Consider the following 15,612-nt stretch of genomic DNA (forward strand, 5'->3'; position numbering starts at 1 on the left):
AGATATATTCTCGGATTTTCAATCTTTTTTAACAACCTTGAATGCAATGGATTGTTGAATTGTATTATCTGTTATTATCTCAATGAAATAATCTCCTCCATCCAATTCAAGGTTGGCTTTACCGAAATGATTAAAAGATATTGGGATTGCATTATTTAATACAACAATTGTATTGGGTGGAAGCTCACCTGAGAAATTACTTATTTCTACCGCGATTTTTTGACTCGATTTAGGAATTCGTTTGGAAATATAAAAAACTTGTTCATGGGCTGGAGATTTGATAGTTAATTGGCCTCGAGATCCAAGTGTTTTCGTGTTTTGACTGTGTAATGAACAGTTTTCTTTTGGATGAAAACTTCTTCGCATTTTCAATGTTAAGATAGGACAGTAGGCATTTGGCAAATTTCCTGATTTTCGACAAATACTAATATTTTCTAGTGTTGGATATTGAAAGTCAGGTTTAGGTGATCTCTCAATCAAATACCTCATAACACTTTGGAATACTCTTCCAGCTCCATAGTTACCGGACACATTGTCCATTGCCTCTCCAGAAAAATTTCCAACCCAAGTACCAACAATGTAACGATCACTGAAACCAATCGTCCAGGAATTTTTAAAATCCTTTGAAGTTCCTGTTTTGAGTCCAATCGGATAAGGAAAAGTTAGAAATCCTCGTGAAGAGAAGGCCTTAGTTCTTAAACTAGAATCAACCAGAATGGATCGAATCTCCTCTGCCGTTTCTTGTTTCATGATTGGTTTATTATTATATATTGATATAATTTTATTATTTTGTATTCCTAATTCGATTTTTGGGAGAATTCCAGAGTTTATAAAACTGCTGTAGGTATGAGTGATTTGGAATAGTGATACTCCGCCCGTTCCCAGAGCAAGACCATGTCCATAGAACTCCGTGCTTTTGCTCATATGGTTAATGCCTGCAGTATTCAAGTAATTTCTGAATTGATTGACGCCTAGTTTGTCAATGGTTTTATATGCGGGAATGTTTCGTGAATTTGCGAGTGCTTCAGCTAGAGTGAGTTTACCCCAATACAATAGATCTGCATTTTTGGGTATGAATATTTCAGAACGATTCGGTGCGTGAATTTTAAATTCTGAATCATCCAGAATAGAATTGGGCTTTAATACCTCGCGTTCAATTGCAAGAGCATATAGCAATGGTTTGAGTATGCTTCCAGCATCCCGATAAGCAATTGCGCCATTCACTTGTCCTTCAGTATAATCAAAAAAATTCTTAGATCCAATCATGCTTATTAACCGAATAGAGCTTGGATTATTTTTGTCCTTTTCGAAAACAACAACTGAAGCATTTGTTGCATTGTATCTTCCGAGAACAGAAAGTTCCGAGAGAACAATATTATAAATATTCCGATTAATTTCTGATGAAAGAGTTGAGATAATATTTCCTTGAAATGTGGGAATATGATCTTTGAGCCAACCAATGAAGTGATAATTTTCTGATCCTATATCATCATCACGTAATCTAAAATCATTGGCTTGAAGTAATTTTATTTCTAAGTTGTCGAAGTCAATCTTTTCTCTATATTCTAATATTTCTGCAATTGCTTGGACTCGAAATCGAAATTCATTTGAGTTTGGGTAATTGTTTCTCAATAGAGCAATCAATCCGAATATTTCTTCGTGTGATAAGAATTTTGGATTTTTTTGGAAATATCTTTTTGAAGCGATTGCAAAGCCTTCTGAATTATTACGAATAGAAACCGAATTTAAATAAGCTTCTAAAATAAAATCCTTTGAGAATCGAATGGAAAGCAAAGTTGCATAGATGCTCTCTTTGAATTTTCGAAGAATCTTTGGATCTTTTTTCCAATTGGAATTTAGAATTCTAGAGAGTTGTTGCGGGATAGTTGAGGCTCCGCCAGTTAATTTACCTGTTCTCAAATACTGATATAGTATGCGTGTAAGAGCAATCGGATCAATTCCCAAATGGTAATGAAATCTTTTGTCTTCAATCTCAACTACAGATGATTTCAAATACTCAGGATATTTTTCCAAATTGGTCCATTCTCTGAGCTTACCATCAGTGGAGCCTTCATGATACAAAAGATTTTCTTCTTGAGAGAAGTAGAGAGTTGAAATATTATTTTTGAGATCGGATGGGTTTATTAGAATATAAGAGATGGTAAAAAGGAAAACGTAAGTAAATACAAAGGCGACAGAGATCCAGATTAAGGATCTCTGCCACGACTTTAGATTAACGAAATTCATTCAACCTGAATGCTGGACGTAGACGTATTGCCAAAAGTCAATGAATCGTACATTGTGAACGCTCTCGAAGCTGGTACAATGGATTTACCGAATGACAGGGGACGAATCAAATATGTAAAACTATGTGATCCGTCCGTAAGATAGTCTTTCGAAAATAGAACTTTGTCATCACGATACTCTTTATATGTGGGCGTATTCTCCCACCAGCGTTTATCATCTGAATTGTCTGATTCAAGCGATGAATAATCACCACTTTCAGTTTCGAATTTACTATTTACTACTTCAACATTGCTTGGAATAAAATCTTCGATCATAACAAAGTTGCGAACTTCTTTTGATTCAACTGTGATTTTCACAACGTAGATGGTTCCCCTTTTTAGTTTGGATCCTTCTTTTTTCAAATTGAAATTTCCTTTGTCATCCTTACCATCTATTGAAAAAATTTCTTTTGTCACAGTCAATCCTTGCGATGCAGATTTAGTTTCTTCTTTTAACGGAGTGTAGTTGAGTGTGGAGTTATAATAGAGACGGCCTTTCGATCCGGTCTGATTGAAATAAATTTCTTTGGATGGGAAATTCCAATCCTTTGATAGACTGGACAATTTGTACTCAATTGATTTGATTGAATTGTCGCCGCTTCCAATGGAATCGCTAATGATTTTTGTATCACCCACTTTGATTTGGAATTCTGTATCACTATCGGTTGCTTCAAACAAATCCCTATATTCACGAAGAGCAAAAGCTAATGTTCCAGAGCTCTGAGTGTCCATCCAAAGGTTACCCGATTTTGCAGACAAAACAAATTGAATGATCTTAGGTAGATTAGGATTGTTTGGTTCATAGCGAACTAAAACACTTAATAAATTTGCAATCGCTGAACCTTTGCTATAATAAGACATCCAATATTCTTTTTTATGATCTTTAGCAAGATCAACTGCATTGTCACTAATCTTGAACTGATCTAAATAGATTTTATACAATTTCTTGATCTGTGGATCATCATTGAGATTGTTGATTCTTCTTGCATCGTAATATGCAGAAAGAAAGATTCCTTGAGATTTTGGATTCAATTTTGCAAAATTGTCAATAATTGATTTCTCAAGTCCTTGAGTATCGAGTCCATCCCGAGATAGAACTGAATAAAGTAGACTCAATGTTTGGAAAGAATCTTTCTCGGACTCTTTTGGATTCTTGATGGAAGCCTTTAAGTAATTCATACCTTTATTATAAGCAGTAGTATTTATTCTGAAGCCATATTTTCTTCCTAACTGCATCGTATGAATCACATATGCAGTTAGATAAGGATAACCGTAGCTATAGGCACTTTCTTCTTTCCATAATCGAAAGCTTCCATCCGAATTCTGAAATGAAGCCATCTCATCCAAAAAGAGTTTTTCAATATTATTGAAATCATAAGACTGATCCGATGGTGGAGAATAATTAAATTGCTTTAATAAATTTCCAGCACTGATTGAAAGCAGATAAGCGGACGTCCTTTGTTCCATGCAAAAATATGGATTAGAACCATAGAAATCAAATGCGTTCTTAAGCCCTGTTAGCACAGTCCCAGAAAAATTCAGATTGAGACTTGCTTGCTTGAGTAAAACGTTCTTTTCGTTCGGATAACTAAGTTCATATTTATTCGATTCGTCTGTGTATCCACTGATTCGATTTGTAAGCACCGGTTCTGGTTTACGAATTGGTATTTTGATCTCAAAAGAATCTGTGATATCATTTTTGGATATTCCGGATTTCGTGAATGATCCATAATCAGTGGGCTCTGCCTTTACAATGAATTTGACTTCCGTTTCTTTTCCATCTAACTTTTTAACAATTGCTTCGTAGTTCTCTGGATTAATCACTAAATTTGTCGTGTATTCTTTGGTTTCTAGTTCCTTTAAATCAATGGTTGCCGATGCATTGGTCAATGTCACATCTGGCGATTCAATAGAAATCTTAAATTTAGATTTGATCTTTGTATTGTTAGTTATTGTCGCTCCAACTTGAATTGAGTCATCTATTCTGACAAATCTAGGAGCATTCTTTTTTAAAATTAAAGATTTTTTGACAATAAATTCGGTGTTGGATACGGCATAATTACCATCCTTTGAAGCAGATGCCATTACTCTAAATGTAGTTAGGTTATCGGGAAGATTGAAACTTATTTCTGCTTCTCCATCAGAATCAGCTACAATATTTGGGTTCCAATAAGCAGTGGGACGAAAATCTTTTCTCATTCCATCTTCAGAGTCTAATCCAAATCCTCCATCGGATTGATCATCGCCGTAATCACCACCGGGGCTGTCACCTTTTCCTTCATATATTGATTGTTTTACGATCCAATCTCGAAAGTCAAAAGATGCAACAATGTTGTTCCATAATTTATAGAATTGAGAAACGGGACTTGAATAATAATAATTTACTAGGTCTAAGATCCCTCTATCCGATACTGCGAGCAAAATCTCAGCTTTTGGAAGCGTTTTGATTTTGACAGTTACTTTTGAACGCGGAGAGTATTCTGCTTTATCTAGTTGCACTTCAAGTGGAGCATTTTTGGAATCAAGATTCACTTTTAAATGAACGGCGCCCATTTTTACTTTTGGAATACCGAAATCATAGCCCTTAAATTCTCTCCGATCTTCATCGGATAAATCTTTGGGAGCTTCCATTCTGCCACTTAAGAGAACAACATTGAATTCTACATTAGGAAGATATTCTGCTTTGATGGGAATTTCAATAGGCTCACTGTTTCCTTTTATGTTTATAGATTTGCTCCAATACAATTGGTCTCTCTCAATTGAAAGAATTGCCCTTGCTTCTGGATAGGGTGACTTGATTATGATTTTTGCTGTATCGCCAATATTGTACTTTGGTTTATCGGTTGTTAGCTGGATTGCATCATCGGATCGAAAATCCCAAGAATAGAAATTGTCTTTCTTATATACATAGAAATCCATCCTAGAGTATCCACCATTCTTATCGACTACGAGTAAGGTATGGCTTCCAGGATATTTAGAAACATATTCAAAATCTATTGCCTTACCACTAAGTTTTAGCTTTTTTGTCTCAATGGTTTTTTTCTCAAGAGAATTGCTTCTAAATATTGAACTTGCAAAACCTTTTGATTCCACAGATGACCAATCATTGTGCACTATGTAAGCAGTAACATCATGATTATCTTTTGGCTTACCGGATTTATCTACTGTAAGCAGACTAAATTTGATAGGTTTGTTAATTGAATCATATCTATCGTTACAGCTTATTCCAATAAATGCATCTGATGGATAATAATTTATTGATTGAGTTTTCGTAATTGATTTGTCATCCACATCATAAACTGTTGCTTCTACTAAAACTCGATAAGGATCAGCAATAGTTATTTTTTCATTTTCGGTATTGAAAATACTTTCATTTCTATCAATGGAAGTTTTGATTTTTGCAATCCCATCACTTTCTAGTTTTCCTTCTGAACCTGAAATGTAGCCACTTGTTTCTTCGTAGTAGCTATCCTCATATTCATAATCATAGTAGTCATTTTGGTAACCAAACACATGATTTGGATAGTTTTGGAAACTCACTGAATGGGATTTTTTTAGAATAGAATATTTGTATTTAGAACTGCCCATAGGAGTTCCAAATAAATAATTCGCTTGTATCGCAAAGTTTAAATCTGTATCTTTTGTTATTTCGGATTGCTCAGTATTGATTTTTACGGCAAAGGAGACAGGTCGAAATTCTTCTACCTGGAAGCTATCAGAGCTAATTGTACTCGATGATCCGCTTTTAATATACACCGTATAATGACCTAAAGGTGCATCTTTTGGGATAGAAAAATCTGTCCATATACCGCCTTGATTGGAAGTTGTCAGAGTTTTTGAGAGTACATTTTGTCCTTTCGTATTGGTAATCTGAATGGTTATTGCATTACCAGAGTAGGGAACAAAAGAATTCTTTTTTCTCTGACCAATTATAGCTTTGATCTCAACTGTTTCGCCAGGTCTGTAAAGTTTACGGTCGAAATAAACTTTTGCTGAGAGAGGTGAAGTGTTGGAATAATAAAAATGTCCGTATAGCTTGCTTTCATCAAAATATAAAAATGCTTTATCGCTTGAAGTTTCCGCAATGATGATTGATCGGTCATTGACTTTCGCAATAGACTTAGGAATGCTGCAATATCCGTCGCTATCTGTTTGGCAACTTCCAATCTGTGATGCTGAAGAATAAAAGCTTACTTTTCCATCTTTTATTGGTTTGGCGGCAGATAGAGTATTGAGCCACACATAAATGAATTCATTGTCTTCTTTTGTCGTAATTCCTATATTAGTCGATTGAATAATCGTATTCTCAGTTTTTGATTTAGTATTGATTTCTCCCCATTCAACAACATCTTGAGTAACTTTTAGAGCAGTCCAAAAATACTTCTTCTTGCCTTGAATTGTTTCTAATTCAAATCCATGCTCTGAATCGAAATTTGTTTTATCACTCACTGTCCATTGGAGATTGGTCCAGTTCATTCCAGAATTTATATTCTTATAATTTCTACCATTGGATGAGATCGATCCTATCAGATCATTGATTGACACATCAGCATATTTGATATTCAAATCTTTTAAATTTCTAACTTGAATCGGATAGATTTTCTGACCTTCAGCTTCAATAATATTATTGCGAGTTAGGGAAAAGTAAGGTCTATATTCTTTTGCAGGTAGATCAAAAGTTTTCGATTCTGATAATTTGCAGTCCGTAGCACTAAAGAATGGATCAATCGTAATTTTGTAGGCAACTCCTGGTTTTAAGTCCCAACCTTCAATTGCCATGGAATCCATTTCGTAACGATCCAATACTGTATCTGGATAATTTAGGCTTTTGTATTTTGCCTCAGGTTCAAAATGAACGGCAGGAACAAATTCCGCCTCTTCGACTTTTTCGGAGAATCGAAATTTTGCATAATACTGATCTTCGAAATAATAGTATTTTTCAATATCGAAACTAACATCGACTTTACAATCTTTTGGAAATAGATTTCTTGCAAGTTTTCTATATATGTCTTTGCCAGTATCGATCACCCCACAGGAGAGTAAAAGAAAACTTAAGAGAAGAGTTGCAAATCTCTTGAATGACAAGCTATATGAATTGAATTGAAAAGAATTCATGGGTTTCCTACCTGATCGAAGTTTAAAATCGATATAAAATTTCTAGAATCCTAACCAATATAATTTTGCCAATCAGAACAAGCAATCCGAATTGAAAATAAATCATTGGAATGAGTTCAGGATTAGATGATTTTGATATTTATGATGATTCCGCAATTGTGAATTCTCTGTTCAAAATGTTCGAAACAATGGAACTAACTTCGGCAGTATTTATTATTGAAAATTTCTTGATAAATACTAATCATTTATTATGGTAACACTTGACTATGTATAAAATCATTCATGTGGATATGGACGCTTTCTACGCTTCGGTTGAAGTGCGAGAAAATCCAGCTTTACGTGGCAAACCTGTGGTTGTAGGCGGCTCACCGAATTCAAGAGGTGTTGTATGTGCTGCATCCTATGAAGCAAGAAAATTTGGTGTCCGTTCGGCAATTCCATGTTCCATGGCTAAGCGCTTATGCCCAGAAGCTATTTTTGTTTACCCCAATTTCCCTTTGTATGTATCGATTAGCAAAGAGATTCAAAGTATTTTTTATGATTATACAGACATCGTTGAGCCATTATCTTTAGATGAAGCCTACCTTGATGTTACAGAAAACAAAATTGGGAATCCATCCGCCACAAGAATTGCTGAGGAAATAAAAATTAGAATAAAAGAAAAAACAAATCTTACTGCATCATGCGGTGTTGCATACAATAAGTTTCTCGCAAAGATTGCAAGCGATTGGAAAAAGCCTGACGGAATCTTTGTAATACGACCTGGTGAAGGGAGCAGTTTTCTCGCGGAACTTCCGATTGGTAAGTTTCATGGTGTTGGTAAGGTTACTGAAGAAAAAATGAAGAGAATGGGAATTCACAAAGGTAATGATTTATTACCTTTCTCCCGAGAGGAAATGATTCATAGATTTGGAAAAGTTGGAAATTTCTATTACGATATAGTTCGCGGGAATGATTATAGAGTTGTATCTGCTTCTCGTGAAAGAAAGTCTCTTGGAATTGAGGATACCTTTTCTAAAGATAGCAATGACAGTGAATTTCTGATTTTAGAGTTAGAGAAGCTTGCTGATGGATTGTGCAAACGAATGGAGTCCAAAGATATCCGTGGTCGCAGTATTACTGTTAAGATAAAGTATTCTGATTTTACGGTTAAGTCTATGACGAGGAGCTACTCGTATTGGTTAGATAATCAAGAAGAGATATGCAATATCTCTAAAGAATTGTTTTTTCAGCTATGGGATGGTAAAGGATCTCTAAGATTGCTTGGGCTGTCACTTACGAATTTAGAGCGAGACCAAGTGGATGAAGAAGAACCTAGTCTTTTTTCCTTTAACTAATGAATTCTACAATCTAGTTAATAATTTATTAGTTAAATTATTTTTTGACTTTTTATAATAAACAAAGAAAGAAAAGATTGCCTAAGTGGATGAATTGTGTTGAAAGAAAAGTTCTACATATGGATTGGTATATACTGTTTTTTTCTATTCAATAATTCTACATTTTCGCAGTATAAAGCCGTTGAGAATTCAGAATCAAGATCTGGAATTCTCAATCAGCGGAGCAATGCAGATCACTATATAACTCTTTATCCTGGAATTCAATATCGTTCGTCTAACTTAATCGTTACGTCGCCTGGCGGACAAGAGATCCGCCATCCAGATGGAGAGTCCAATGAAACGAAATTTTTCCTGGATATAAAAACTAGAGATTTTCAATGGGGTCCCGTTTGGGGTGGTTACGTTCTGTATCAGAATCACAGCTTTGCTATGACACAACAGACTATTGATGAGCCTTTTGGTGGTGCATTCACAAGACAAAGCTACAATGGTTTTCCCTCTGCAAAAAGTATCGGTACTAAGGTGGAAGGTGAGGTGTCTTCTCTGCTTGCTGTTTTCTATCTCGGGGAAAAGGGTGCAGATAATTTTCGATTTGGAATCGGAATTGGTCCAAGCAATGTTAATATTCGAACCAATTCCGATTTTTACGATGGTTGGGGAACCCAGAGCCCAATTTTTGGATTCAGAAATTCACAAGGTATAGAGAACCAACTAACAGATATTGGACGAATTGCAGCATTTCGAAATGGAAAACTTGAATCTGATCCATTATCATTGTATTTGCTATCGAATCTTTCAGCTCAAGGCAATTTGGATCTGCTTGGATTATATCAGTTGTCACAAGATAAATTTGATATTGCTTCTCTAAATCCGTATACGGTTTTTTTGATACAAGAATATGCCCAAGGAAGTTTGACGCCTTTTCAAATTTTAACATTAGCTAATCTAGGAAAGTCAACGAAAAACATTGAAGATCGATATGTAGGAACATTTTATTTCTTCTTTGAGTATCCAATATTCGATTTGACATTTCGATTCGGATACGGCGGTCCAATCTATGATAGAAATGATTATCAAGTTACATTTCGTAATGTAGATCTCTCAATATTTTTTCCTATAGATATTTAATTTTCCAAGTATTCTTTTCGTTTAAAGAACTTTTGCTCTTATTGTTCTAAACTTATTGGTCTGGATTAATTTTTCAATTTATCTATCTTTCTTTTGAAGTTTTTCTATAATTATACATTCTAAGTTTATTTGGTATTTGTGATCAATAAAGTGTTAACAAATTTTATATGCAGGTTTGTATTGGTATTAGGTCAGGACTAAATTATGCATAGAAACTTCTTTGCTTTACATTCACCTCCATTCCAATTTTTTTATTCGACCACAAGAAATGGAATTATTGCTCTAGTTTGGCTAAACATCTGGCTGAATATTTTTCTCTTACCCATGTTCTCCCAAGAACCAGATAGTACTATTGACTCATCGAAGTCATCGCCATCCGCTCAAGACATCGAAAAATGGAAAACTTCAATCCAAGAAGAAAGAAAAAGATTGGATAAACTGGAAAAGGAAATCAAGTCTTTCGAACAAAATAACAATTCCCAAGGGGATTCTCAAGATAGAAATTATGTATCCCCCATGAAATCCCAAGGGCTCAGCCCTGACTTCATGCGAAGTATGTTTTTGGATCCGAAGCATGCCAAAGAAGTCAGAGAGAATCAAACTATGTGGCTCAATGATATTATTAGAGCTGGCTTTCTCGTGCGGCCACGATATGAAGCGAGGCAAAATTTAGATTTCAATTCTCAGACGGATGATTACGCTAATCGAATTCTTCAAGCGACACAGATTTGGTTTTTGGTGGATCCGAATCCTTATCTGAGTCTTAAGGTAACCGTTCAAGATGCACGGGTATGGGGTGGTTCAAGTCCAGCTCAAGCGGGAGACCGAAGATATTTTTTTGCCAACTCTGGAACTGTAATAGACCCGAATTCTCGTTCGACAACTTCAGTACCGAATGAAACTTCCATTCGTGAGGCATTTTTTATATTAAAACATCCTGATATACGATTGAAAGCAACCCTTGGAAGACAGGTATTTGCTTTCGGAGATCAGCGTATGATTGGTGGTGCGAATTGGAATACGAACGGTTTGTCATATGATGGAGTTAAGCTGGATTGGAATTCTAAGTATTTGGATTCCAGTCTCTTCGGAGCGAAAATGACTGCATCTACAAATGGACCAAACGGTGTTATCACTGCCAACGGAAGAAGGAATGGAAGTATTGACGATTCCTATTTGGTTGGGACATACAATACGTTTGCCTTCACTGATTTTTTGGTAGATATTTATGGGTTTGGTATTTTGAAAAAATGGATCCCGAGATCTCCATCCTATCTTGGAGAAGTGGTTCCGAATGAAGATGTACTATCAAGGAACAGATCACGGCAGAATGATGAATTGATCACGGTCGGAACTAGGTGGACAAATCGTACGGCAAAGAACTTCCTACCCGTCGGCAAAAGCTGGGATTGGACAATTGAGTCGGCATTCCAAATGGGTAATACTGGACAGAGATTGTATGCGTCTTGGGATATCTTTCGAGATGGTCAAACTGGGTACAGTAACTATACAGAGAAAAATAAGTATACTGGTCAGTTACATGTTGTTCAAACCGGGTATACATTTTTCCAAAAGTTAAGATTCGGTGGGCAATACTCCTATGCAAGCGGTGATCCCAATCGTCGAGATGGGTCTGTATCAACTTTTCAAACTCTACCCAATCCTCGTTTTGGAATTTTTCCTTACTTTGATAGTGTTGCAGGAATTGGTGAAAATATTTCTCTGCGAAATTTACAATCTTATAATTTAAATATTACTTATGAATCACAAGAATGGGGAAGCTTTACAATATCAGGATTTATTCATAGAAAGGCAGTTAAAGCGGACGCTTGGTATGCGATATCTTCTGATCCTAACACTGGAGGAAGAGGCAGTTGTAGTTTCCAGAATTCAATGAATCGATCTAGTAGTTCCTTCAATGAGTTTGCGTCTCCTAATTATTCTGGTTCTACAGAAAATTGTAATGGCAATTCATACAGCATTCAAAATGGTCTAGGGTCTGGAATTTTTAATGAAATTGATTTTTCTTGGATCTATCATTGGAAAGATGGAATTTCGATCTGGTCTGGAATTGGATATATGATTGCCGGGGATTCCATTCGAAAAGATCGATTGGATATTTTGAATCCAAACTTCGATAAGCACTACAACTTAGACTCTCGTGCGATCATATCCTATTTGCAAGTTCAAGCTGCACTGTAATATAATCAGAATTAGGTTCTCAAAATCTCACCACGAAGAGTTTTGAGAAAGTCAATATTACCGCGTTGGAAAACCATATTTAGCATATCTTTCTGTGAATCAGAGATCACGCTTTTGTCTTTTAATTGATTGAGAATTTCTGTAACCAATTCAGATTCAAGCCCAATCAATTCGGAATAGATATTCTGGATTGTTAGCCCGAAACTATGTTCTTCATAGTATTCAATCAATTTACCAGTAATAGATAAGATTTGCTTTTGCCTTTTGACTAGTTCTTCCATCGTGCTTAGAATCATGAAAATCTCTAGATCATCTTCGAATAATTTCAACATATGAGGATAAACGCCAGGCGATTGAATTGGCAATTCGTAGATACTATCACCTAATGAAAGATATAGATTCTTTTCTTCTTGATCATTGATTCCACTAAATTCTTGAAGATGCGATACAACACCTTGTGGAAGAAGAACAAGAAATTGAGAAACCAAAGCATATTCATTCTTTTCTCTTATGGAGTATAGAATTATACTGCAAATTTTTGCAAAGCTAACACCTTGCCAATATTGATTCCCTTTGATCTTAAAAAAATTCTTAGATGTGTTTCTTGTTTTGTAGTCTTCTTTTAATTTCAAATAATTATCATAATTATTTTTGAATAATTCATATGCGACGGAATCAGTCAAAGACTCTACGATATCTGAAACTGCTTCAGGCTCTGATATAGATAGATAGTAACTGACTAATTCTTGATTCTCTGGCTTTTCTTTTATAAAGCTGTTCAATATGTCCGGATTGGCTTGATAAAAGGCCGAAATTCCTACATTAAAAGTTGAAATCCCTTCCAAGAAAGCATTCAACTTTTCTTTGGCAATGCATGACTTCTCTAAACCGATCTGCTTGAAATTTCCTTTCAATACAGATTTGCAATTCTTCGGACAAGCTTGAAAGATATTCGTATCAATCAAGCAGAGTTTTTCTGAGCTCATGACTTCCTTTTTGAAAGTTTAAAATGAACTTTCAATTTAAGATCAATTCTCCACAATCTCGCATTTCTGGAGCATATGGATTCTGAACACTTCGTCCTTTTGCAACCCAAGTCTTCTTTACCATTGGACAGTAAAACCTATTCACAGAATTGTCACTAGGAAATTTCTTGAGTAATTCCGCCAAATTTTCTGAGAAGAGTGAATACGCTTCAAAATCATTTTCTTGGTCTTTGCCTGCAACCTTCGAGAGATTGACGCGCATTGATTTGGCTAGATTTGCCAATTCAGAATTGGATGATTTTTCCAAAGCGCTTATTTGCGTTTGGATTCCTTCTAATGAAGGTAGACCGTCCTCAGTTTTTATTAAGAACTGATGAACTTTGTCATTTTCTTCAATTAGGGAATTTATATTCTTTCTATCATTTTCGGAAATGGGCTCTTGCTTTTCCGAACAAGTTGTAAAGTGAAAAATGAACGATATGATAAGAATGGCTTTTGCGGTGTTCAATTCTATCCTCTCTATTTACTGTATTTTGATCTAAAAAAGGTTTATGTCCAGAAAAATTCTCGACAAGCAGGCTTTTTCGGTCACGCTGACAGAAAAAAGGGTATTGAAGAAAGTTATGATTATTGTCGAAGGCCTAGACCACGTAAACATCCCAGTTTCCAATATGGAAGCCTCTAAAGAGTTCTACTCGGATCTTTTTGATTTTGAAGTGGAAGAAGAGGAGGGTGATGCTGTTGTGATGGGACTCGATTCTCACAAGCTTCGCCTTGTTAAAGTTAGTGAAGTAACACCGCTTCCTTTCCCAACTGTTAGCTTTATTATGGATGTGGATGACTTCACAGAAGCTATCACAGAAATGGAAGAAAAAAATATTAAGATACTTAGAGGACCAGAAGGATCATCTAAAGGTGAATTCCTAGTATTTGCAGATCCAGATCAAAATCAGATAGAAATATTCTACCGACAATAACAGAAATTCTTGACCTGGGAATGGCTTGTGTCACTCTCAGGGATTGATGTCATTTTCCCTACCCAACGAAGAAGCCGATCTCAAGAGTATATCAGAATTCAAAAAAGGATATCCTCATTTCTTAACTCAATTCCAGAACCTCGCTTCGAGCTTACTTAATTTTTTATCTTCAGGTGGCGTGACCGAGGCTACCAAGAAAGAGCTTCTTCCTTTCAGAAAACAAATTGACCAAGAAATTATAAAGACAATCCAAATCGCAAAAGATTTAAATCTTGAATTGGATGAGAAACATTTACTTCCTATCGCCAAGAAAATGTTAGTTCAATATTTCCAAGACGGTGCACCTGACGTTCATAGAATTGAATTTGTTATTTTTCATAAATCATTTGAATCCTTAAGAGAATTCTATATAGTCGGCAAAGAATCATGGAACGTAATCAAGCATGCCGTTCTATCAGCTCATATTTCGGATGAGAATTTTAAGTCGGAAGCTATATTAGAATATCGTGTTATTCCTGTCTTGAAGAAATTGGAATCTCTCAAGATTCTTCTGACAAGAATGGCTTATATGTTGAAGATAGAAGATCAAGATAAGATTTTCTCGACAAAATACACTAAGCCTCAATACAACGAATCTTCCAACTACAAACTATCCGGGGTATTCCAAGAAGGCTTGTATACGTTAGAAGAAGAAACTGATGATTTCCTACCCAGTTTTTCTTCTCCACAAGAATCTTCTCAATCTTCGACTAACGAGAAAGTGTCAGTCAAGGAAGTGATTAAGCAACGAGAACTGAAGTCGCAAGATAATATTTTGAATACTTCTGGGAAAATGTCCTGGAATTCTAATCAACATTACTATTTTCGATATGAACCACAAGAGTATGAAGAGGAGAGAAATCTCTTCCAGTCTGTTATCAATATGGATATTCATATGGGTGCTGATGAGAAGGCTCTTCGTTCAGAATTGATTCGAAGTCTTACTTCACGTGCAAAAAACCAAAGAAGTGCTATGGAATTGGAACTAGAATACTATTCCTTTTTGAATCGTTTTTTTCAATTTTGCCGTGATATTTTGATGATGAGTATTGGAATCCCCGAATCACTAAAGTATTTGTTTTTCTATCATATTGGTGCGCAGCATTTCTACATGATTGTAAGAAAATTTCTTCAAGAAGCGAATACTGGATATCTGCATATTCGATCGAGTGATGGTAAAAAGGTTAGTAAAGTATTGCCCAATGAAATCCTAAAAAAGTTAGTCATTGATTATTGGAAAATTGAAATTTTACCATTTATAAGTGAAGACGCGAACAATTTGGCAGCTCTCAAGAAAATTATAGAATTTGTTGATCAGAAATACAAAGTCGTTTCTCAACATGCCATGTTAGAATACGAGAACCTTCCGGATGACATACGAAGATCGAAACCAAAAGTTCAATTGTTTCGAGAGCATATGAATCAGTGGATGGGTGCAGCAAATATTATCGTATTCAAGCGATTTCTAAAAACAGCTCTATAATCCCAATCTTGAATTGATTGAAAGGAATCTAAATCGTGAATAGGGAATAATGTGAATGCC

General features: G+C 35.5%; 9 protein-coding genes. 5 read left to right on the top strand and 4 right to left on the bottom strand.

Translation table 11 applies throughout. The features are described from left to right. Positions 1 to 18: 18 nt before the first annotated feature. Both O4O04_RS04615 and O4O04_RS04620 read right to left on the bottom strand, forming a co-directional pair. Positions 19 to 2,247, bottom strand: coding sequence for a transglycosylase domain-containing protein (locus O4O04_RS04615; RefSeq protein WP_272534477.1), 2,229 nt, complete (start codon positions 2,245 to 2,247; stop codon positions 19 to 21). Further along, positions 2,244 to 7,400 carry an alpha-2-macroglobulin family protein gene (locus O4O04_RS04620; protein ID WP_272534478.1) on the bottom strand — a complete coding sequence of 1,719 codons (5,157 nt, stop codon included), beginning with the start codon at positions 7,398 to 7,400 and terminating at the stop codon, positions 2,244 to 2,246. The genes O4O04_RS04615 and O4O04_RS04620 overlap by 4 nt, the downstream gene beginning before the upstream one ends. A 260-nt stretch (positions 7,401 to 7,660) precedes the next feature. On the opposite strand from O4O04_RS04620, the gene dinB reads away from it, so the two are divergent. From dinB to O4O04_RS04635, 3 genes are all read left to right on the top strand, one after another. Next, positions 7,661 to 8,737 carry a DNA polymerase IV gene (gene dinB / locus O4O04_RS04625; protein ID WP_272534479.1) on the top strand — a complete coding sequence of 359 codons (1,077 nt, stop codon included), beginning with the start codon at positions 7,661 to 7,663 and terminating at the stop codon, positions 8,735 to 8,737. 99 nt (positions 8,738 to 8,836) lie between these two features. After that, the gene (locus O4O04_RS04630) at positions 8,837 to 9,865 is read left to right on the top strand and encodes a hypothetical protein (RefSeq protein WP_272534480.1); all 1,029 of its coding nucleotides are present in this window, start codon (positions 8,837 to 8,839) and stop codon (positions 9,863 to 9,865) included. 204 nt (positions 9,866 to 10,069) lie between these two features. Beyond that, complete coding sequence (locus O4O04_RS04635) at positions 10,070 to 12,067, top strand: alginate export family protein (protein WP_272534481.1); 1,998 nt, start codon at positions 10,070 to 10,072, stop codon at positions 12,065 to 12,067. An 11-nt stretch (positions 12,068 to 12,078) separates the two neighbouring features. On the opposite strand, the gene O4O04_RS04640 is transcribed toward O4O04_RS04635, so the two are convergent. Then, positions 12,079 to 13,053 carry a LexA family transcriptional regulator gene (locus O4O04_RS04640; protein WP_272534482.1) on the bottom strand — a complete coding sequence of 325 codons (975 nt, stop codon included), beginning with the start codon at positions 13,051 to 13,053 and terminating at the stop codon, positions 12,079 to 12,081. Between the two features lie 31 nt (positions 13,054 to 13,084). Then, a complete protein-coding gene (locus O4O04_RS04645; protein ID WP_272534483.1) occupies positions 13,085 to 13,561 on the bottom strand; it encodes an LIC13259/LIC11441 family protein in 477 nt (158 codons plus the stop codon). A gap of 115 nt (positions 13,562 to 13,676) precedes the next feature. Between O4O04_RS04645 and O4O04_RS04650 the strand changes: the two genes are divergently transcribed. Continuing rightward, positions 13,677 to 14,030, top strand: a complete 354-nt coding sequence (locus tag O4O04_RS04650) for a VOC family protein (RefSeq protein WP_272536024.1) — start codon at positions 13,677 to 13,679, stop codon at positions 14,028 to 14,030. A gap of 46 nt (positions 14,031 to 14,076) precedes the next feature. Further along, a complete protein-coding gene (locus O4O04_RS04655; RefSeq protein ID WP_272534484.1) occupies positions 14,077 to 15,552 on the top strand; it encodes a hypothetical protein in 1,476 nt (491 codons plus the stop codon). Positions 15,553 to 15,612: the final 60 nt, after the last annotated feature.

The organism is Leptospira sp. GIMC2001 (assembly GCF_028462125.1).
GTDB lineage: Bacteria > Spirochaetota > Leptospiria > Leptospirales > Leptospiraceae.

What these genes read in the sequence shown, in the direction of transcription:
- O4O04_RS04615 (WP_272534477.1), bottom strand. Translation starts at nt 2,247, where the DNA reads ATGAATTTCGTTAATCTAAAGTCGTGGCAGAGATCCTTAATCTGGATC.
- O4O04_RS04655 (WP_272534484.1), top strand. Translation starts at nt 14,077, where the DNA reads ATGTCATTTTCCCTACCCAACGAAGAAGCCGATCTCAAGAGTATATCA.
- O4O04_RS04635 (WP_272534481.1), top strand. Translation starts at nt 10,070, where the DNA reads ATGCATAGAAACTTCTTTGCTTTACATTCACCTCCATTCCAATTTTTT.
- O4O04_RS04620 (WP_272534478.1), bottom strand. Translation starts at nt 7,400, where the DNA reads ATGAATTCTTTTCAATTCAATTCATATAGCTTGTCATTCAAGAGATTT.
- O4O04_RS04640 (WP_272534482.1), bottom strand. Translation starts at nt 13,053, where the DNA reads ATGAGCTCAGAAAAACTCTGCTTGATTGATACGAATATCTTTCAAGCT.
- O4O04_RS04650 (WP_272536024.1), top strand. Translation starts at nt 13,677, where the DNA reads ATGATTATTGTCGAAGGCCTAGACCACGTAAACATCCCAGTTTCCAAT.